Below are 20,151 nucleotides of genomic sequence, written 5' to 3'. Positions count from 1 at the left end.
GGGTGGGGCCGGTTCACCCGCATCTGGCCAGGATGCCCCCGGCCTTCGGGTCGGGGAGGAATGGTTTTCCTCGGTCATGCGGCGCGGAGTGCCACAGCATCGCTGCGCAGCACAAAGCACCCGGGGCGTCCCCGAGTTGACCTGCTCCGTCCGGGCTTACTAGCGTGATCTGTGTGAAGATTGTTGCGCAGGTGAAATTGCGGCCCCGGTCGGCTCATGACGCCGACGCGCTGGCCGCGACCCTGCGCGCCTGCAACCGGGGTGCCAACTGGGTCTCCACGGTGGCGTTCGGCAAGGGCCTCAAACGCCGCAATGAGTTGCAGGACGAGGTGTACTACGACCTCAAGGCCACCTTCGACCTGTCGGCGCAACCGGCGGTCAGAGTGGTGAAGAAGGTCGTGGACGCCTACGCGACGATGGCCGGGAACATCAAGAACGGTCACCTGACCGGCAAGGCCCGGCGCACGGCGGAGTCCAGGCCCATCAGCTTCCGCCAGGACGCGGCCCAGCCGTTCGACGACAGGTGCCTCACCTGGAATCTGGACGAGCAGACCGTTTCCATCTGGACCGTGGCCGGGCGCATCAAGGGCATCCCCTTCGTATGCTCGCCCCAGACGCTGAAACTCCTTCACCACCGCAGGGGCGAGTCGGACCTGATGATGCGCGACGGGACGATCTATCTCGTCGCAACCATCGACCTGTCCGAGCCCGATCCCTACCAGCCGGACGGCTTCCTCGGGGTGGACCTCGGCATCGTCAACATCGCCACCACCTCCGACGGAAAAATCATGTCCGGGCGGAAGGTGAACCGCTACCGGCGGCGCATGAGCCGCCTGCGCCAGAAGTTGCAGGCCAAGGGCACCAAAAGCGCCAAGCGCAGGCTGAACAACATCCGGCGTCGCGAATCCCGGTTCGCGGCTGACACCAACCACGCCATCTCCAAACGCATCGTCAACACCGCTGAACGCACCTCGCGCGGCATCGCCCTGGAAGAACTGAAGGGCATCCGGCAGAGGGTCACGGCCAAGAAGGAACAGCGGTACCGGCTGCACTCGTGGGCCTTCGCCCAGCTCGGCGCGTTCGTCGAGTACAAAGCACGGCGGGCAGGTGTGCCCGTGGTCTTCGTGGACCCGCGCAACACCTCCCGCCAGTGCTCCGAGTGCTGGCACACCCACCGCACCAACCGGGTGTCCCAAGCCTGGTTCGCGTGCCGGTCCTGCGGGACCGTCATGCATGCGGACCGCAACGGCTCCCGCAACATCGCCCACCGTGGCGAGGCTGCGTGGCAGCGGGGCGCAGTCAACCGCCCCAGCACCGTCAAGGTGCAGGACGCAGGCCAGACACCACAGCCAGTGGTGGACAGGACCTGCAAACCTCGGGCTTCAGCCCGAGATAGTTGACCCCATACGGCTCGCCGTCTCTATCGCGTCGGCCAGCTGCTGCACGTCCTCGTCCTCCGTCCTGTACGCCAACGTGTGTGCCCGCTCCGAGAGTTCGTCGAGATACGGGGCGCCGGGCAGGGAGCCGTAGCGGTGGTCGGAGGAGCGGCGCAGAGCGTCGGCGAAGTAGGCGGCCGTGGCCGTGACCTGGAGGCCCCGGCCGGCGCTCCATACGGAGTCGTCGAGGTCGCCGGCCTCCAGGCCGCCGGACTCCTCGTGCGGGGCGCGGGTGTCGGGGTCGAGCCAGCGGACGGTGGCGGTGGCGAGGTGGCCGTCGGCGCCGGGCTCGGTGCGCACCGCGTACAGGGCGGTGACGGTGTGGCCGGGGCCGACTTCGCCGCCGTCGACGCGGTCGTCGCGGAAGTCGTCGTCGGCGACATGGCGGTTGTCGTAGCCGACGAGGCGGAACTCGGCGACCGTCGCGGGGTCGAAAGCGACCTGGGCCTTGGCGTCACGGGCCGTCAGTTCGATGTTCTGCGGGAGCTGTTCGCAGAACACCTCCCGGGCGTCCTCGGTGTTCGAGACATAGACCGTGTGGCCGTCTCCCCGGTCGGCGAGGCGTTCCATCAGGGCGTCGCCGTAGTCGCTGCCGACGCCGACGCCGAACAGGGTGATGCCGTGCTCGCGGCGTTCCGTGGCAATCCGCTCCAGGATCGCGTCCGGGTCGGTGTCGCCGGTGTTGGCGAGCGCGTCGGAGACCAGGACGACCCGGTTGGTGGCGCCCTCGCGCAGACCCTCGACCGCGGTGGCGTATCCGGTCTCGACGCCCGCGCCGAGGTTGGTGGACTCGGCGGGCTCCAGACTGTCGATGACCTCGTGGATCTCGCCGCGACGGCCGTCCAGACGCGTCATGGGGAGCACGGTCTCGGCCTCGTCGCTGAAGGTGACGATCGCGACCGAGTCGTCGCCGCGCAGCCGGTCCGTCATCACGGACAGGGACTGCCGGGCGAGGTCGAGGCGGCCCGGTTCGGCCATGGAGCCCGAGATGTCGATGACGAACGTCAGGGCGGCGGGCGGGCGTTCACCGGCCTGTTCGGCGCTGCGCGTGGCGAGGCCCACGCGGATCAGGGACCAGTTCTCCTCGTCGGTGCGGGCGCCGTCGACGGTGACCGTGAAGCCGTCGCCGTCGGGGCGTTCGTAATCCTGGCGGAAGCTGTTGACGAACTCCTCGGGGCGAATCGTCGACGGGTCGGGCAGCCTGCCCTCGGCGAGGGCGCGGCGGGCGTATCCGTAGGAGGCGGTGTCCACGTCGAGGGCGAAGGTGGAGAGGTAGTCGGGGGAGGGGGCGACCTCGCGGGAGTCGGTGTCGTCCTGCTGCTCGCCGGTCCCCTGGCTGCGGTCGGGGGCGGGCAGTGGGGCGGGGAAGCCGGAGTTGTGCTCGCTCGCGTCCGAGGCGCGGCTGTTGTCGCCGGTGTCGCTCGCGCCGCAGCCGGTGAGCAGCAGGCCGCCCGCCGCCGTGAGCGCGAGCAGCGTGCCGCGCAGCCGCCGTGTCCGGTGGCGCTCGTACCACTCCATCATCCGTGCCCCCTCGGTCCGTTGACGTGGACGTCTGTTGACGTGGCCTTCTGTGACTGTGACGGCACAGGGCACCGGAACGTGCGACACGGGGTGTTGCAGATGCGTCTCGAAGCGGCCACGGAGGCGGCCCGTCGTACGCCGGGACACGGGCGCGATGCACCGACCGCCGGTTGCCGTCAGGTGAGGGAGGGGGAGGCGGCCAGGTTCTGGTCGGTGGCCCAGGAGGCGAGGATGCGCAGCCGCTCGTGGGTGGGGGAGCCGGGCGCGGCCGTCCAGACGGTCAGGTGCTGGTCGGGGTCGGTGTTGGCGGTCAGGGTGTCCCAGTCCAGGACGAGTTCGCCGACGACCGGATGGTTGAGGGTCTTCGTGCCCACGGTGCGGGCGGCGACACGGTGATCGCCCCACCACCGGGCGAAGTGCTCATCACGCGTGGACAGTTCACCGACCAGCTCGATCAGTCGGGGGTCCTCGGGATACTTGGCGGCCTCCATCCGAAGCTGGGCCACGGAAATCCGCGCGGAGGCCTCCCAGTCGGCGTACAGGGTGCGCATGGCCGGATCCGTGAACTGGATCCTGGGATGGTTGCGGTGCTTTTCCGGAACGCGGGAGAAATCGGTGACCAGGGCAGCGGCCGGCGCGTTCCAGGCCAGAATGTCCCCGCGCCGGCCCTGCACGATGGCCGGGGTGGCGGTGAGGTCGTCCAGGACCCGCTGCAGTTGCGGCTGGACCTTCTGCCGACCGCGGCGCCGGGTGCGGGTGGTGGTCCTGCCCGCGAGCTGGAAGAGACAGGCCCGCTCGTCGTCGTCCAGGTGCAGTACCCGGGTGAGCGTGTCCAACACGGGCGTGGATGCCTGCATACGGCCCTGCTCGAGCCGGGTGTAGTAGTCGATGCTGATGCCGGCGAGCTGGGCGACCTCCTCGCGGCGCAGCCCGGCCACCCGGCGAGGCCCGCCGGTCTCAGGCAGTCCGACGGTGCGCGGGCTCAGCTCGCCACGGCGTTTTTTGAGGAATTCTCCCAGCTCATTGAGGGGAACGTTGCCGGTCATGCTTCCCAGCATGACATCGATCCCATCCTGGAAAGGGGGGAGAATTTACTCCCAGGATGTTCCCCTCTCCGGATGTGTTTCTCCGTTTTCCGTACGTGCCCTCAGGTGTGAGTCTCGAACGTGAGCAGCCATTCCCTCCCCCCGGCTGCGGCACACGGGCCCTCGCACTGAAAGAAGCACCATCATGCGCGGAACAGTCATCCACGCTCCTGGCGACGTACGTTTCGAGAACCTCGACGACCCGCAGATCATCCAGCCGACCGACGCGGTCATCCGCACGGTCGCCACCTGCGTGTGCGGCTCGGACCTGTGGCCGTACCGCGGTCTGGAGGCCGTGGACGAGCCCCACCCGATGGGGCACGAGTACGTCGGCATCGTCGAGGAGGTCGGCAGCGAGGTCACCTCGGTCAAACCGGGCCAGTTCGTGGTCGGCTCCTTCGCCACCTCGGACAACACCTGCGCGAACTGCCGTAACGGCTGGCAGTCCAACTGCCTGCACCGCGAGTTCATGAGCACCTGCCAGGCCGACTACGTCCGCATCCCCAACGCGCACGGCACCCTCGTCGCCACCGACGAGCACCCGTCCGGCGAGTTCGTGCCCGGTCTGCTCGCCGTCTCCGACGTGATGGGCACCGGCTGGTACGCCGCCCTCGCCGCCGAGGTCAAGCCCGGCTCGACCGCCGTCGTGGTCGGCGACGGAGCGGTTGGCCTGTGCGGCGTCATCGCCGCGCGCGAGCTCGGCGCCGAGCGGATCATCGCCATGAGCCGCCACGACTCCCGCCGGCAGTTGGCCCTCGAGTTCGGTGCCACCGACATCATCAGCGAACGCGGTGTGGAAGGTGTCGCCCGCGTCAAGGACCTCACCGAAGGGATCGGCGCCGACTCGGTGCTGGAGTGCGTAGGCACCCCGGAGGCCATGAGGCAGGCCCTGCGCTCCGCCCGGCCCGGCGGCAACGTCGGCTTCGTCGGCGTCCCGCACGATGTGGCGATCGACGGCCAGGAACTGTTCTTCTCCCACGTCGGCCTGCGCGGCGGCCCCGCACCCGTGCGCCGCTACCTGCCCGACCTCATCGACCGCGTCCTCACGGGCCGGATCAACCCGGGCAAGGTCTTCGACCTCACCCTGCCCCTGGAGCAGGTCGCCGAGGGCTACAGGGCGATGGACGAACGCCGCGCCATCAAGGCCCTCCTGGCTCCCTGACCGCACACGAATCCCCTCCGACGGGGAGGAGTCACCACCTTCGCTCTCGTCGGCGCCGGGCCCGGCCTCGGGCCGGCCACCGCCCGCCGCTGCGGAGCCGCCGGCCACACCGTCGCCCTCGTCTCCCGCAGCGCCGCGCACCTGGAGGAGCCGACCCGCGACAACGTCCAGGCCCCGGGGCTTCGTCGCCGACGTCGCCGACGTCCTGGACCCCGCATCCTCACCGCGGCCCTGAGGACGGCGTCCGACGCCCTCGGACCCGTCGAGATCCTTCGGTACAGCCCCGTACCCGCCCCGGCTTCATGCAGCCGGTCCTCGACACGAGCGCCCCTGGTCTTCTCCGTCAAGGGCCCCGTCACCTGTGTGAACGCCGTCCTCCCCGGCGTGCGCGCCCGCGGCCGCGGCACGCTCCTGTTCGTCAACGGCGGCGGCGCCGTACGCCCTCACCCCGACCGGGCCGGCACCTCGATCGCGTTCGCCGCCGAAAGCGCCTGCGCCGCATGCTCCACGACGCCCTCGCCCGTGCGGTCCCGGCCGCCGCCCTGCTGTCGGCCGTGACCGCCTGCACTCACGACTCGCCGCCGCCCTCCCGGGCCCGTACCACCTGGGACGTCGTCAGGGAGCCTCCGCGGTCCGGCGCTCCTCGTCCGGCGCCACCAGTGACTGGGTGAGTGGAATCCGTGACAGTGCGAGGACTCCCGCGGCGATCAGCGCGACACCGAACAGCTGGGGCAGCAGCCACCACCCGGAGCGGATCTCCTCCTCGTACAGGGTGATGCCGAGTGCGAGGCTCACCATCGCGTCCCCGAGGGTGAGGGCGGGCTGCGAGGCGACCAGTGGACCGGCCTGCATCGCATTTTCCAGGAGGAACAGCGCGCACACGCCGGTGGCGGCGAATGCGTAGGTCTGCCAGGCGGAGAAGAAGCCCACGAGCCCTTGCTCGTCGAGGATGTGCGTGGAGGCCTTCATCAGCGCCGCGGTCACCGCGTAACTGATCGCTGTCGCGGCCCCCAGACAGGCGGCCCGGGCGCGGCCCTCCGGGCGCCGGAGGGCCGCGAGAGCGAGAGCGACGACCGTCCCCATGCACACGGCGAGGGCGGGAATCCAGCGGTCCAGCGCCACATGGGTGCGATTGCCGGTGGGGGACGCGGCGGCGAGCGCGACCGCCAGCCCGGCCACCACCACCGTCACGGCCAGCCAGCCCGTGCCCGGCAGATGCCGGTGCATCAGGAACGAGGCGACGATGAGGGTGAGCGGCAGCTCCAGCACGAACAGCGGCTGCACGATCGTCAGCGGCCCGGTCGCCAGCGCCAGCGCCTGGCAGACACCGGCGGCGATCACCGCGAGGATGCCGGACAGCCAGACGGGCCGCCGCAGCAGATCGAGCATCAGCCCGGCCCGGAACCCTTGGGAGCGCGGCACGGTGAGCGCCGCCTTGCGCTGCAGCACCGTCGCGACGGCGTTGCTGAAGGCCGCGCAGAGCGCGAAGACGATGGGGAGCAGGGTGTGCAGCGTGGCCACCTCCCGGATCGGCGGGCCTGTGACGTCGGCTGTGCCTTCTCCTGCCATGGTCGCCTCGATGCGGTCACGAGCGCGATCGGAGCGTCCGGGGCTGCGGACCGTCGACCCGGTGACAACGTTGCCGGACACCTGCACCGCCGACCTGGTTCCGTCAAGACCTCCAGCTCGCCACGGAACATGTTTCTCTAAATTAGTAATAATTATTGACAGGTTCCGGCCCCGGGGCCACAGTCTTCGCCGTGACGCCGTCGGCCCCAGGCATCCGCGTGGCCCGCGTCACCTCTTCCTGCTTCCCAACCTCCGGGAGAGGTACGTGACTTCACGCCCACCCGCACAACGAACCCGACACCGACGGTCCGCCCGGCCCGGCGTCGTCCATCGGACCCAGTTCCAATAAATTAGTAATTAATCTTGACGTGGCGGAAGCGCCACGCGAACCTGGATCCGCCGCGAGCGGGCCCGGCCGTCAGGAGGGCCGGGCCGCCGGGCGGATCCACAGGGAGCCCTCCATGACAAACCCTCAGCCCAGCCGACGGCGCTTCCTCGCCGGACTCGGCGCCGCCGGGACGACGGCGTTGCTCAGCGGCTGCGTCACCTCCACCTCTTCCTCGAAGTCCTCGTCCAAGGGCGCGGTCACCCTCCAGTCCAACCTGTCCGCACCGCAGGCCAAGGCGGCCATGGAGGATGTCGTCGCCGCCTACGGCAAGAAGAAGGGAGCCGGGCGCGTCAGCCTCAACACGGTCGCCGCGGAGACCTTCCGCACCCAGCTGCCGACGTACCTGACCTCCGCCAACCCGCCCGACGTGTACACCTGGTACCCCGGCTCGGTGGCGGACGCCTACGCCAGGAAGGACCTGCTGCTCGACCTCGACGAGCTCTGGGGCTCGTCCGACCTCAAGCGCTACTCCAAGGCGCTGAACACGCTGTGCACCGCGAGCTCCGGCAAGAAGGTCTTCGTCCCCACCACCTACTACTGGTGGGGCATGTTCTACCGGAAGTCCAACTTCGCCAAGTGGGGCGTGAGCGAACCCAAGACCTGGGACGAATTCCTCGACCTGTGCGACAAGCTCAAGTCCAAGGGCGTCGCTCCCATCGGGCTGGGTGCCGGCGGCAACACCGCCTGGGTGGCCTCCGCATGGTTCGACTACCTGGACATCCGCATCAACGGCGCGATCTACCACCGCGAACTGCTCGCCGGAAAGCACCGCTTCGACGACCCCGAGGTCCGCAGGGTCTTCGACCGCTGGCAGGAGGTGCTGCCGTACTTCGACCCGAACGGCGTCGCGGGCGCTTTCCAGGACGCAACGACCGCCCTGCTCAACGGCCGCAGCGGCATGATGCTGATCGGCACCTTCTTCGCCGACGCCGCGCCCAAGGACGCCCTCGACGACATCGACTTCTTCCGCTTCCCGGTCATCGACGCGAAGGTCCCGCTCGCCGAGGAGGCCCCCGCGGACGGCTATTTCGCCAGCGCCCGCACCGGACGCCGCGACGGTGTGCTCGATCTGCTGGGCCACCTCGCCACCGCCGAGTCGCAGGAGATCTACATCAAGGGCTCGTCCGGCACCGTCCTGCCCTGCCACCCCGACGCCAAGGACGCCGGCACACCGCTGGTGAAGAAGGGCCGCGCACACATCGAGGAGGCCGCCGAGATCACCCAGTTCTTCAACCGCGACTCCAGCGACGCCCTCCAGCCCACCGCCGACACCGCGCTGACCAAGTTCCTCGCCAAGCCCAAGGAGATCGGGAGCATCCTCACCGACTGGCAGCGCGACGCCGAGAAGATCTGGAACGCCTGACATGGCCGTTCTGACCGCCCCCCACCGCAAGCTCCCGGTCCCGGCGCCGTCCCGTGGCGGCCGGGGCCGGAGCCCGCGGCGCACCCCGCCGCTGGTGGTCGCCTTCGTCGTCGTCCCGCTGCTCGCCGAGGCCGTGTGGGTGTTCTGGCCCGCGCTCCAGGGCTTCTACCTCGCCCTGACCAGCTGGGACGGCGTGTCGGCGCCGGAGTTCGTCGGACTGGACAACTTCCGGGAGATGGCGAGCGACGACATCTTCCGCGGCGCCGTCGGCCACACCGTGCTGTGGCTGGCGCTGTTCGGCGGCCTGTCCGCCCTGCTGGGCCTCGCCGCCGCGCTGCTGCTCCAGCAGGAGCGGCGCGGCGTCGGCTTCTACCGTGCCGCCCTGTTCCTGCCCGTCGTCTTCTCCCTGGTCGCCACCGCCCTGGTCTGGCAGGCCATCTACCAGCCCGACGGCGTCCTCAACCAGCTCCTGGAATCGGTCGGCCTCGGCAGCCTGCGGCACGCCTGGCTCGCCGACCAGGACACCGCCCTGTACGCGGTCATCGTGCCCGCCCTGTGGCGGCAGATCGGCTATGTGATGGTCCTGTACCTCGCCGGCCTCAAAGGCATCGACCCGGCCCTGTACGAGGCCGCCAAGGTCGACGGCGCCGGACCCTGGCAGCGCCTGCGCCACATCACCCTGCCCCAACTGCGCAGCGTCAACGCGGTCGTCCTGTCCGTCATCATCATCGACTCGCTGCGCTCCTTCGACGTCGTGTGGTCGCTGACCCGCGGCGGCCCCTACCACTCGTCCGAACTGCTGAGCACCTACATGTACTCGACCGCCTTCCAGTCCCTGCGGCTCGGATACGGCTCCGCACTGGCCGTCGTCATCTTCCTGCTGGCGTTCGGCGTCATCGCGTCCTACCTCCTGCGCGCCTTCCGGGAGGCCGACTGATGGCGACCGCCCGCACCTCCGCCGCGCTGCGCCGCCGCCGTGCCGCCACCGCCGGATTCCACCTCTCGGCCGGGGCGCTCGCGGTGCTGTGGCTGCTGCCCATCCTCCTGGTCCTGGTGACCAGCCTGCGCTCCTTCGACGACATCGCCGCCCACGGACTGGGCAGTTGGCCCCACTCCTTCACTCTCGACAACTTCCGTCTGGCCTGGGTCGACGGCGGCCAGCAGCGCGCCCTGATCAACAGCCTGATCGTCACCGTCCCGTGCGTCCTGGTGACACTGGCCCTGGCGGCCATGGCCGCGTTCGCCCTCAGCCGGTACGAACTGCCCCTGCGCCGCTTCCTGTTGCTGCTCATGCTCGGCGGCAACCTGCTCCCGCCGCAGATCCTGCTCATCCCCGTCTCCAAGCTGAGCGAGACGATGGGCGTCTACGACACCCTGCCCGCCCTGATCGGTGTGCAGATCGGCTTCGGCGTCGGCTTCTACGTCTTCGTCCTGCACGGGTTCATGCGTGCCATCCCCGTCGAGATCCAGCAGGCGGCCGTCGTCGACGGCGCCGGGCCCTGGCAGATCTTCTGGCGGATCATCCTGCCGCTGGCGCGGCCCGCCCTCGCCGCGCTCAGCGCCCTGTCGTTCACCTGGATCTTCAACGACCTGCTGTGGGCGATCACCGTGCTGCGCAGCGACACCAAGATGCCGATCACGGCCGCCCTCATCGGACTCCAGGGACAGTACGTGTCGATGTGGAACGTGATCGCCGCCGGTTCCGTCATCGCCGCCGCGCCCACCGTGGCCGTGTTCCTCCGCTTCCAGCGCCACTTCGTGGCGGGTCTCAACCTCGGAGCAGTGAAGTGACGTCGTACCAGCGCTGGACCCTGCGCACCGAGCACACCAGCTACACCGTCCGCCTGTCCCCGGACGGCCCCTGGGCCGAACTGGACGCCTGGGGACCGCACGGCGTCGAGACGGGACCGTCGGCGCTCGAGGGGTCGCGCCGCACCCACTTCATCACGCCCGCCGACGTCGCCCCCGCCGAGTACCTGCCGCACGGGCTGCGGCCGTTCAACGGAGCCGACCTCATCGCGAGCCGCCCCGGCCACGAACGCGGCATCTGGTGGACCTTCGCCGGAGCACAGGCGGACGAACACAACCTGCGGCTGACCTTCCTCGACGACGTCCTCGGACTGCGCACCACCCTGTGCTACGCCACCGTGCCGGGCACCGACGTCCTGCACCGCTGGACCGAACTCACCTGCACCGGAACCCAGGAGCTGCGCCTCGAGCGCATCGACTCGGCCGCCGTGAACGTCCCCGTCGCCGCGGGAGCACGCCTCACCTACCTCACCGGCCAGTGGTCCCAGGAGTTCCAGCGCACCCAACTCGACCTGACCAGGGGCACGTTCACCATGGGCAGCACCCAGGGCGCGCCCGGTCACGCCTACGCACCCTGGCTCGCCGTGCAGGACGGCACGACGGACACCGCCCCCGCTTACGGTGTGGCCCTGGAGTGGCCCGGCAACTGGCACATCACCGCCGAGGCCGAACCCGGCGGCGCGATCCGGGTCCGTGCCGGGCGGGTGCCGCACGAGGGAGCGGTCGTGCTGGCACCCGGCGCCACCCTCACCACACCCCGCCTCGCCTGCGCGTTCAGCCCGGACGGACTCGACGGCCTGTCCCGCGTCTGGCACCGCTACGACCGCCACCTCGCCGGCGACCGCCTGCGGCGCACCCGCAAGGTCCTCTACAACTCCTGGGAGGCCACCGGCTTCGACGTCGACGCCGCCGGGCAGCTCGAACTGGCCAAGGCGGCCGCGGACATCGGCGCCGAGCTGTTCGTGGTGGACGACGGCTGGTTCACCGGCCGCAGCGACGACACCGGTGGACTCGGCGACTGGTATCCGGATCCGGAGGCTTTTCCACAGGGCTTCGACCGGTTCGTCGCAGACGTGCGCGGCCTGGGCCTGGACTTCGGTCTGTGGATCGAGCCCGAGGCGGTCAGCCCCGGAAGCAGCCTCCACGCCGCACACCCCGAGTGGGTCTACCGGATCGACGGCCGTACCGCCCGTCTGGTCCGCAACCAGCTCCTGCTCGACCTCGGCCGCACCGACGTCCAGGACTTCGTGATCGGCACCCTGGACCGGCTCCTCGGCACGTACGACATCGGCTACCTGAAGTGGGACATGAACCGCCCGCCCACCGAACGCGGCCGCCCCGGTGCCGTCGGCCCCGTCGACCTGGACGCGGAGCACGTTGCCGGATACCTGCGCGTGCTGGACCACCTGCGCACCGCTCACCCCGACGTCACCGTCGAAGGCTGCGCGGGCGGCGGCGGTCGCATCGACCACGCGACGCTGGCTCGCACCGACGTCGTCTGGCCCAGCGACAACACCGCCCCGCTGGACCGGCTGACCGTCCAGCACGGCTTCCTGCACGCCCACGCACCGCACGTGATGAGCTCCTGGGTCACCGACGCCCCGGGCGTCTTCGACCCGCGCCCGCGCAGCCTCGCGTTCCGCTTCGTGAACGCCATGTGCGGAGTACTGGGAGTAGGGGCCGACCTGCGTGCATGGACACCGGACCAGCGGGCCGAGGCCGCTCGGTGGATCGCCCGCTACAAGGAGGTGCGCGAGGTCCTCCACCACGGAGAGGTCCGGCTGCTCGGCACCCCGGCGGACACCACCTGCGGTGTGCAGTACGACTTCGGCGACCGCACGGTCGTCGCCGCGCTGAGCACCGGGCGCCTCGACGGCGCCCCGCTCGTGCCCGGACACCCCGACCGGCTCCGGCTGCGGGCGCTGGACCCGGCGTCGCGCTATCGGGACACGGCGACGGGGACGACGTACAGCGGAGCCCATCTGCTGCACTACGGGCTGCCTTTCACCTGGAGTGCCGATCATGATGCCGACCTGGTGCTACTGACACGTCAGTGAGCCGCATATGTTTCCCGCACGGCCTGTCCCAGCTCACGAAGGAGTCGACCCCACGATGGACCGCTTCACCGGCCGTACGGCCGTGGTCACCGGCGCGGCCTCCGGCATCGGCGCCGCCACCGCCGTACGCCTGGCCGAGGAGGGAGCCGCCGTCGTGCTCGCCGATGTGGCGGAGGAGCGTGGCGCGGCGGTGGCGGAACGGATCGCGAAGGACGGCGGCCGGGCCCGGTTCGTGCGGGCCGACGTGGCGGCGGAGGAGGACTGGCGCCGGATCGTGGCCGCCGCCCACGACTTCGGGCCGGTGGACGTCCTCGTCAGCAACGCCTACACCGTGGACGTGGCACCGGCGCACGAGCTGGACCTGGAGTCGTGGCAGCGGCAGCTCTCCGTCAATCTCACCGCGAGTTTCCTCGGCTTCCGGGCGGTGCTGCCCGATCTGCGGGACCGGCGAGGAGCGGCGGTGCTGACCTCGTCCGTCCACGCGCGCATGGGCATCCCCGGGCACCCTGCCTACGCCGCGTCCAAGGGAGCCCTGCTGTCCCTGTGCGGCCAACTCGCCGTCGAGTACGGGCCCGAGGTCCGCGTCAACGCCGTCCTGCCGGGCCCGGTCCTCACCGCCGCCTGGGACAGGGTGCCGCCCGAGGAGCGGCAGCGCAGCATCGCCGAGACCGCGGCCCGCCGCTTCGGCAGCCCCGAGGAAGTGGCCGCGGCCATCGCGTTCCTCAGCGCCGACGAAGCCTCCTTCATCACCGGCTCCAGCCTCCTCGTCGACGGAGGCTGGAGCGTCGTGAAGGCCTCCGCATGACCACCGCCGCGCCCCCACACCAGCAGAAAGGCTGTACGACATGACGCCCTACGCCCGCCGCGGCGTGCACGGCCAGACCGTGGAAGCCCTCGCCCGCCGCATCCTGGGCGGCGAGATTCCCGAAGGGGCCACGCTCGACCTGGTGGCACTGCAGAGCGAACTGGACGTCAGCCTCACCGCCCTGCGCGAGTCCCTCAAGGTACTGGCCGCCAAGGGCATGGTCGACGCCCGCCAGAAACGCGGCACCTTCGTCCGGGCCCGCGCCGACTGGAACCTGCTCGACGCCGACGTGCTGCGCTGGCAGTTCGAGGGCGGCCGCACCACCGACACCGACCGCGCACTCCTGCGCAACCTCGCCGAGGTCCGCGCCATCATCGAACCGGCCGCCGTACGCCTGGCCGCCGAGCGCCGCACCGACGCCGACCTGGCGGCGCTGGAGAGCGCCGTGGACGCGATGCGGGAGCAGGGCACCGACCCGGCCCACGCCGTGGAGGCCGACCTCGCCTTCCACCGCGCCCTGCTCGCCGCCACCCACAACGAACTGCTCGAACGCATGGAGGTGGTCATCGAGCCGGGCCTTGCCCACCGCGACCGCATCGTGCACAGCCACCCGCACAGCGAGGACCCCGTACCGGCCCACCGCGCCGTCCTGGACGCCGTGCGCGACCAGGACCCGCAGGCCGCCGAGTCCGCCATGCGTGCCCTGCTCGATCAGGCCGGCCGCGACCTGGACCGGATCGAGAGCCCCGACGACACGAAAGGCGGCAAGTGAAGATCGCCCGCATAGAAACCTTCCTGGTCCCGCCGCGCTGGCTGTTCTGCCGGATCGAGACCGACGACGGCGTGGTCGGCTGGGGCGAACCCGTCGTCGAGGGACGCGCGGAGGTCGTCCGCGCCGCCGTCGACGTCCTCGCCGAGTACCTGACCGGCCAGGACCCGCTGCGCATCCAGGACCACTGGCAGGTGCTGACCAAGGGCGGCTTCTACCGCGGCGGCCCCGTCCTGTCCAGCGCCGTCGCCGGCCTCGACCAGGCGTTGTGGGACATCGCGGGCAAGACCTACGGCGCCCCGGTGCACGCCCTGCTGGGCGGCCCCGTGCGCGACCGCGTCCGCGTCTACGCCTGGGTCGGCGGCGACGAACCCGCCGAGCTGTCCGAACAGATAACCGCCCAGGTGGAGGCCGGTTTCACCGCGGTGAAGATGAACGCCGCCGGCGCCACCTCACCGGTCGTCACCCCGGCGGAGACGGCGGCGGTCGTCGCCCGCGTGGCCGCCGCCCGGGACCTCCTCGGCCCGCACCGTGACGTCGCCGTCGACTTCCACGGCCGCTTCACCGCCGCCTCCACACGCCGCGTCCTGGCCGAACTGGCCCCGTTGCACCCGCTGTTCGTGGAGGAACCGGTCGTTCCCGACCACGGCCACCTGCTGCCCGGCCTGGTTGCCGCGAGCCCGGTACCCCTGGCCACCGGCGAACGTCTCTACTCGCGCACCGACTTCCTGCCCGCGCTCACCGCCGGCATCGCCGTCGTCCAACCCGATCTGTCCCACGCCGGCGGCATCTCCGAGGTGCACCGCATCGCCTCGCTCGCCGAGACCTACGGCGCCCAGCTCGCCCCGCACTGCCCGCTCGGCCCGATCGCGCTGGCGGCCAGCCTGCAGGTCGCGTTCGCCACACCCAACTTCCTCATCCAGGAGCAGAGCCGCGGCATCCACTACAACAAGGATGCCGACCTGCTGTCCTACGTGGTCGACCCCGAGCCGTTCCGGTTCGTCGACGGCCACGCATCCCGCGGCGACGCCCCTGGCCTGGGCATCACCGTCGACGAGACCGCCGTACGCGCCGCCGACCGCACCGGTCACGCCTGGCGCAACCCGGTGTGGCGGCACCCCGACGGTTCCTTCGCGGAGTGGTGACCGTGCCGCTGGACATCGTCACCGACCCCGCCCACGGCGGCCGTTGGACCTCACTGCGCACGGCCGGGCGGGAATGGCTGTGGCGGCGCGAGGCACCCGAGCGGGACAGCGTGTCACCCGGCGACCCGTTCGTGGACGCGGGCGGACTGGAGGAATGCATCCCCACCGTCCGCGGCATCCCCGACCACGGTGACGCCTGGTCACGGGCCTGGACCCGAGACGCGGACAGGGACGTCGTCCACTGCGACCGGTTCACGCTGGCCCGCGCCATCCGCAGCACCCGCGACGGAGCCGAGGCCGACTACGTGCTGACAGCCGACGCCGGTTTCCGCTTCGTATGGGCCGCCCACGCCCTGCTCGACCTCTCCGACCGTGCGACGGTGCACTCCCGCGACGGAGCGAGCACCCGCATCTTTCCCGAGGCGGCCCCGCTGCTGGACCGGGCGTGGCCGAAGGGCGCCGCGTGGGTGGCAGGGAGCTGGCCCGATCCCTGCGGACTGCGCCTGGACCGGTTCGGCCCGGACGACGGCAGCGCGGTCGGAGCCGTCGTGGACGCTTCCCGTTGCTGCGTCCACGATCACACCGACCGTCTGTCGTTGGCTCTCGAAGCCGACGGTCAGCCGTTGTCCATCGCCCTGTGGCGCAACCTGGGCGGCTTCCCGTCCGTGCGCCCCTACCGCAGTACGGGTGTCGAGCCGATGCTCGGCCGTGTCTTCGACCTCGCCGAAGCAGGCCCCGGTGACGCAGCCCGGGTCCCCGCGTCCGGCGAGGTGCGGTGGCGGTTGACGCTGACCGCCAACTGCCGCTGCCCGTGAACCGACCTGTCCGACAAGGAGCTCGTCCATGAATCTTCGAGCGGCCCTGGCCGCCCACCGCCTGGTCGCCATCGTGCGCGGAGACGACCCGGAGGGAGCGTTGCGCACCGTGCTGACCCTGGCCGACGAGGGCGTCGAGCTGATCGAGGTGTCGCTGAGCGGCAAGGACGCCCTGTCCGTCATCGAGCGGGCGCGCGAAGCACTCGGCCCCGACCGGCCCCTGGGCGCCGGTACCGTCCTGACCGCCGATGACGCTCGTGCCGCCCAGCGGGCCGGTGCGGACTTCGCCGTCACCCCTGCGCTCGGCGACGGCATCGGCGCGGCGCACGGGCTCGGCCTGCCGGTCCTGGCCGGGGTGATGACCCCGACCGAGATCCTGACCGCACGCACATGGGGCGCCGCCGCACTGAAGATCTTCCCGGCTGCCCAAGCCGGAGGCCCCGCCTACCTGACGGCACTGCAGGGACCGTTCCCGCACGAGCCGTTCGTGCCGGTGGGCGGTGTCGACGCGGCGGCCGCCCGAGAGTATCTCGCTGCCGGAGCCATCGCCGTCGGGGTGGGCTCACCTCTGGTCGGCGACGCCGCGGACGGCGGCAGCCTGGCCGCACTGCGTGAACGCGCCCGTGTCTTCCGCACCGTCGTACAGGACGCCACGCCGTGACCGAAGCCGAAGCCCTCCGTCCCGACCGCCTCGAGCTCGGTGAGGGTATCCGCTGGACGGACCGCGGCATCGTCCTCGTGGACATCCTCGCCGGCCGTCTGCTCACCGTCGTTGGCCATCCCACCGACCCCCTGCAACAGCTGGCCCGACTGCCCGTCCCCCTGGGCGCGGTGGCCCCCGTGGCGGGTGCTCCGGGCACCTGGATCGCCGCTGCGGGCACCGGGATCTGCCTGCTCACTCCCCAGGGGGCGCCACGGTGGCTGGCACAGCCCGAAGCGGACGCCGCACGGCCCATGCGCATGAACGACGCGACCGCCGATCCCTCCGGCCGCTTCTGGGCGGGCAGCATGTCCTACGACGCCCACGAGGGGGCCGGCTCCCTCTACCGGATCGACCACGACGGCACGGTGGCCCGCCTCCTGGACGGCATCACGGTCCCGAACGGGCCGGCGTTCACGGACGACGGCGCCACCATGTACCTGGCCGACAGCGCACGGGGCATCATCCGGCGCTACCCCGTGGACCCGGTCACCGCCGACCTCGGGGCACCGGAGGCGTTCGTCACCGTCGCGGACGGCAGCCCGGACGGCATGGTGGTGGACGTCGAAGGCGCCGTGTGGGTCGCGGTGTGGGGCACGGGGACCGTACGCCGGTATCTGCCGGACGGCCGCCTCGACCGCACGCTGCACCTGCCCGCACGACAGCCCGCCGGCGTGTGCCTGCAGGAGGACCGCCTCCACATCACCACCGCCCGTGTGGGCCTCGCCGCGCCCGGCCCTCACGACGGAGCGGTCTTCACCGCCCGGGTCGACGTACCAGGCCGGCCGGCGGCCTCCTATCGTCACCGCACGTCTGCTTCGTCTCCCTGGGAGGTGTCATGACGAACGTCCGGCGGCCCGCCGAAGGAGCGGTGGTCTGTATCGGCGAAACCATGGCTGCCCTGGCCCCCGCCCCGTCCGAGTCACTGGAGACCGCCGAAGACCTGCGGGTGTCGGTGGCCGGGGCGGAGTCGAACGTGGCGATGTACCTGGCGGACCTGGGCGTCCCCGTCTCCTGGCTCTCGGCGCTCGGCGACGACGCGTTGGGACGGCGAGTGCGCGCCGCAGTTGCCGCGGCGGGCGTCGACGTCAGCGGCGTACGCTGCGACCCCGAGCGACCCACGGGCCTGCTCGTGAAGGAGCCGGCCGGCACCCGTACCCGCGTCCACTACTACCGCAGCAACTCGGCGGCCTCGGCCCTGGGCCCCGACGTACTGGACGACGACAGACTCGTCTCGGCCTCCGTCGTACATCTCACGGGCGTGACCCCGGCACTGTCCCCGTCCTGCCGCAGCCTGGTGACACAGGCGCTCACCACTGCGCCGAGCGAGCGCCCCTACGCCATCAGCTTCGACGTCAACCACCGCCCAGCGCTCTGGCCGCCCGGAACGGCCGCCGCCGCGCTGCGCGATCTGGCCGACCGCGCCGACATCACGTTCGTCGGACTCGACGAGGCACAGGAACTCTGGAACACCGGCCCCGAAGCGGCCGACGTACGCAACCTGTTGCCGCACCCGCGCCTCCTCGTCGTCAAGAACGGCGGCCACACGGCCACTGCCTTCGGCGGCGAAGGTACGTGGACCGTGCCCGCGCTGCGCACAGAGGTGGTGGAACCCGTCGGTGCGGGCGATGCCTTCGCCGCCGGATTCCTGGCCGGCCTGCTGCGAGACGGGGACATACCGCGCGCGCTGCGGCTCGGGCACATCACGGCCGCGTCGGCCCTCAAAGTGACCAGCGATCACGGCCGGTTGCCGGACTGGGACCGGATCCAGCGGCTCCTCGACCTTCCGGCGCAGGAATGGGAAACACAGGGTCCGTTTCTACTCGCCCCCCACTCGTGAGCGGCCATCAGGCTCATGTGTTTCCTTTGGTGTCCGTAGCGATGTGTGGTCCGTGGGCCGTCTGCCCCGCCCGGACCGGATGCGGCCGGCAGGACGACCGCGACCACGGCGCCTGGCTGGGGTCCCCCCTCTTCAGAGACGCTGCGCCTCGTCCTCTCGTTCGGACTCATTCGGGTGCGCATCGTGTGCACGTTTCGGACGTTGTGCCCAGAATCAGCCTCAGGGGGTGTTCCCTCATGGAGGTGGAAGGTTATGCCGACGTACGTCACGTTGCTGAACTGGACCGATCAAGGGATCCGGAACTACAAGGACACCGCGAAACGCGCCGAGGCCTTCGCCTCGGCGGTACAGAAGCTCGGCGCGAAGCTCCTGAACGTCTACTGGACCGTCGGCCCGTACGACCTCGTGGCCATCGTTGAGGCTCCCGACGACGAAACCGCCACCGCGGCGCTCCTGCAGCTCGGCGGGGTGGGCAACGTCCGCACAACGACCCTGCGGGCCTTTGGCCAAGAGGAGATGGATCGCATCATCGCCAAGACCGCTGGCTGAGGGCATGACAGACCTGGAGACCGAAGGATCGGGACATGAGGTCAGGGCTTGCGGTCGATTGCCATTGGTGGCATCAGCTTGGGAAGCTGCGATCATTTGCGGCTGGTTGGGGCGCTGACCTGTGTGAACGGCAGGGGCGCGGCCTTGTCGGCCTCGGCGGCTCTGGGCGGCAGGTCCCGGCGCCGGAGCAACCATCCCCCCCGCGAGAGCCGCACCCGCCAGTCGATCAACGGCGCCGTCGACGAGTTGACGTTCTCGGGGCTCGCCCGCCTCCAGCGTGAACTCCTTCGTCCCGAAGCAACTCGGGCGAGAGCTCTATCTGGGGACGCAGCGCCTCTCAGCTGCGGCGATCGTCCGTAGGCGTGATCCCGAGCCGGCGCGGTGTGCGAACGAGCAAGCCGCTCCAGCTCAGCCCGCTGTCCACCCGTCGTCTCCAAGGCCCCAGCCGCAGCCACCATCCCACCCACACTGCGGCAGATCACTATTTAGAGGGTGTGGGCCTTCGTCCTGAGTCCCCCGAGCCAGGGCGGAGGCCCGCCCCGGGCAAGGCCGAGCAGCAGTGGGGAACATCCGCGGGGTCGGCTGTGTTGTGCCAGGTGTGGTTGTGGAGGGGACAGTGTCCCCGGGCCTCACCTATTGCCTGCAGGGACGATCGTTCGGCTGAAGCCCTGCAGTGCCTTTCGCCGCGTAGGCGACCGCCCTTCACGACCACGGCTTTCTGCGTGCAGCCCCGGCCGGTGCCCTCGCCGGCCGGGGCTGCACACGTTTTCGGGGCCTCGTGACCGGTCGGCGTCTGGGTACGTTGCCCAGCCATGGACGACTACGACCACCTCGACCTCGATGAGATCGACTTCGCCCCGATGGGTCACACGGCAGAGCGGCTGGCTGTGCTCACTCTGGAGGAGGCGCACGATCTGCTCAGGGTGCTGCAGACGGTTGCGCAGCAGGACGGACGGACCGGTGTCGCCGGAGGCGGACCGGCTGGCGCGGGAGATCGCTGCCCGCATCCCGTCGGAGAATTGACCCCTCCCGGCGTAGGCCGGGGGGTTGTGAACTGCTGTCGTGTAGCTGCGCACGAGTGTGTTCTGGCGTGGATGAGTGGGTGCCCGGGCCTTCGCGGAGGTCGGCCGATGGTGTG

At 70.8% G+C, this 20,151-nt stretch carries 19 protein-coding genes and 1 pseudogene; 16 read left to right on the top strand and 4 right to left on the bottom strand.

The features are described 5' to 3' along the window. Positions 1–173: 173 nt before the first annotated feature. Positions 174–1,400: an RNA-guided endonuclease InsQ/TnpB family protein gene (locus tag ACFV7R_RS42545; RefSeq protein WP_385274750.1), complete on the top strand. Its 1,227-nt coding sequence runs from the start codon at positions 174–176 to the stop codon at positions 1,398–1,400. On the opposite strand, the gene ACFV7R_RS42540 is transcribed toward ACFV7R_RS42545, so the two are convergent. Next, positions 1,383–2,954, bottom strand: coding sequence for a von Willebrand factor type A domain-containing protein (locus tag ACFV7R_RS42540; RefSeq protein ID WP_385274803.1), 1,572 nt, complete (start codon positions 2,952–2,954; stop codon positions 1,383–1,385). The genes ACFV7R_RS42545 and ACFV7R_RS42540 overlap by 18 nt on opposite strands. 179 nt (positions 2,955–3,133) lie before the next feature. Beyond that, positions 3,134–4,015, bottom strand: coding sequence for a helix-turn-helix domain-containing protein (locus tag ACFV7R_RS42535; protein ID WP_385274748.1), 882 nt, complete (start codon positions 4,013–4,015; stop codon positions 3,134–3,136). Positions 4,016–4,187: 172 nt separating this feature from the next. Between ACFV7R_RS42535 and ACFV7R_RS42530 the strand changes: the two genes are divergently transcribed. Beyond that, positions 4,188–5,204 (top strand): zinc-dependent alcohol dehydrogenase family protein, encoded by a 1,017-nt coding sequence (locus ACFV7R_RS42530; protein WP_385274745.1) that lies wholly within the window; start codon positions 4,188–4,190, stop codon positions 5,202–5,204. A gap of 443 nt (positions 5,205–5,647) precedes the next feature. Here ACFV7R_RS42530 and ACFV7R_RS42525 read toward each other — a convergent pair whose 3' ends face one another. Next, positions 5,648–5,776: a hypothetical protein gene (locus tag ACFV7R_RS42525; RefSeq protein ID WP_385274743.1), complete on the bottom strand. Its 129-nt coding sequence runs from the start codon at positions 5,774–5,776 to the stop codon at positions 5,648–5,650. Between the two features lie 43 nt (positions 5,777–5,819). Further along, positions 5,820–6,773: a DMT family transporter gene (locus ACFV7R_RS42520; RefSeq protein ID WP_385274740.1), complete on the bottom strand. Its 954-nt coding sequence runs from the start codon at positions 6,771–6,773 to the stop codon at positions 5,820–5,822. A 461-nt stretch (positions 6,774–7,234) separates the two neighbouring features. On the opposite strand from ACFV7R_RS42520, the gene ACFV7R_RS42515 reads away from it, so the two are divergent. The 14 genes and pseudogenes from ACFV7R_RS42515 (at position 7,235) to ACFV7R_RS42450 (ending at position 20,036) form a co-directional block, all read left to right on the top strand. Further along, positions 7,235–8,524 (top strand): ABC transporter substrate-binding protein, encoded by a 1,290-nt coding sequence (locus tag ACFV7R_RS42515; protein ID WP_385274737.1) that lies wholly within the window; start codon positions 7,235–7,237, stop codon positions 8,522–8,524. 1 nt (position 8,525) lies between these two features. Further along, positions 8,526–9,461 carry a carbohydrate ABC transporter permease gene (locus ACFV7R_RS42510; RefSeq protein ID WP_385274734.1) on the top strand — a complete coding sequence of 312 codons (936 nt, stop codon included), beginning with the start codon at positions 8,526–8,528 and terminating at the stop codon, positions 9,459–9,461. Then, positions 9,461–10,315, top strand: a complete 855-nt coding sequence (locus ACFV7R_RS42505) for a carbohydrate ABC transporter permease (RefSeq protein WP_129798017.1) — start codon at positions 9,461–9,463, stop codon at positions 10,313–10,315. Before ACFV7R_RS42510 ends, ACFV7R_RS42505 begins: the two co-directional genes overlap by 1 nt. After that, a complete protein-coding gene (locus ACFV7R_RS42500) occupies positions 10,312–12,390 on the top strand; it encodes an alpha-galactosidase (RefSeq protein ID WP_385274731.1) in 2,079 nt (692 codons plus the stop codon). The genes ACFV7R_RS42505 and ACFV7R_RS42500 overlap by 4 nt, the downstream gene beginning before the upstream one ends. A 55-nt stretch (positions 12,391–12,445) precedes the next feature. Continuing rightward, positions 12,446–13,195, top strand: coding sequence for an SDR family NAD(P)-dependent oxidoreductase (locus ACFV7R_RS42495; RefSeq protein ID WP_385274728.1), 750 nt, complete (start codon positions 12,446–12,448; stop codon positions 13,193–13,195). A 40-nt stretch (positions 13,196–13,235) separates the two neighbouring features. Beyond that, a complete protein-coding gene (locus tag ACFV7R_RS42490; protein WP_385274726.1) occupies positions 13,236–13,967 on the top strand; it encodes a FadR/GntR family transcriptional regulator in 732 nt (243 codons plus the stop codon). Next, on the top strand, positions 13,964–15,109 hold the full coding sequence (gene dgoD / locus ACFV7R_RS42485; protein ID WP_385274723.1) for a galactonate dehydratase: 1,146 nt from the start codon (positions 13,964–13,966) through the stop codon (positions 15,107–15,109). The genes ACFV7R_RS42490 and dgoD overlap by 4 nt, the downstream gene beginning before the upstream one ends. Beyond that, entirely contained in the window at positions 15,106–15,924 is an 819-nt protein-coding gene (locus ACFV7R_RS42480; RefSeq protein ID WP_385274721.1) for a hypothetical protein, read from the top strand. The genes dgoD and ACFV7R_RS42480 overlap by 4 nt, the downstream gene beginning before the upstream one ends. A gap of 28 nt (positions 15,925–15,952) precedes the next feature. After that, positions 15,953–16,585, top strand: coding sequence for a bifunctional 4-hydroxy-2-oxoglutarate aldolase/2-dehydro-3-deoxy-phosphogluconate aldolase (locus tag ACFV7R_RS42475; RefSeq protein ID WP_385274719.1), 633 nt, complete (start codon positions 15,953–15,955; stop codon positions 16,583–16,585). Then, on the top strand, positions 16,582–17,466 hold the full coding sequence (locus tag ACFV7R_RS42470; protein WP_385274717.1) for an SMP-30/gluconolactonase/LRE family protein: 885 nt from the start codon (positions 16,582–16,584) through the stop codon (positions 17,464–17,466). The genes ACFV7R_RS42475 and ACFV7R_RS42470 overlap by 4 nt, the downstream gene beginning before the upstream one ends. Then, complete coding sequence (locus ACFV7R_RS42465) at positions 17,463–18,464, top strand: sugar kinase (RefSeq protein WP_385274715.1); 1,002 nt, start codon at positions 17,463–17,465, stop codon at positions 18,462–18,464. Before ACFV7R_RS42470 ends, ACFV7R_RS42465 begins: the two co-directional genes overlap by 4 nt. A 252-nt stretch (positions 18,465–18,716) precedes the next feature. Beyond that, on the top strand, positions 18,717–19,013 hold the full coding sequence (locus ACFV7R_RS42460; protein ID WP_385274712.1) for a GYD domain-containing protein: 297 nt from the start codon (positions 18,717–18,719) through the stop codon (positions 19,011–19,013). 812 nt (positions 19,014–19,825) lie between these two features. Continuing rightward, a pseudogene (locus tag ACFV7R_RS42455) lies at positions 19,826–19,909 on the top strand (DUF6417 family protein); the annotation flags it as partial. A gap of 64 nt (positions 19,910–19,973) precedes the next feature. Then, the gene (locus ACFV7R_RS42450) at positions 19,974–20,036 is read left to right on the top strand and encodes a DUF6417 family protein (RefSeq protein ID WP_385274801.1); all 63 of its coding nucleotides are present in this window, start codon (positions 19,974–19,976) and stop codon (positions 20,034–20,036) included. The last annotated feature ends 115 nt before the right edge of the window (positions 20,037–20,151 follow it).

This window comes from Streptomyces sp. NPDC059866, assembly GCF_042731325.1.
Lineage (GTDB): Bacteria > Actinomycetota > Actinomycetes > Streptomycetales > Streptomycetaceae > Streptomyces > Streptomyces flavusporus.
The sequence above is the reverse complement of the archived record's forward strand: the minus strand, read 5'-3'. Positions and strand labels throughout refer to the sequence as shown.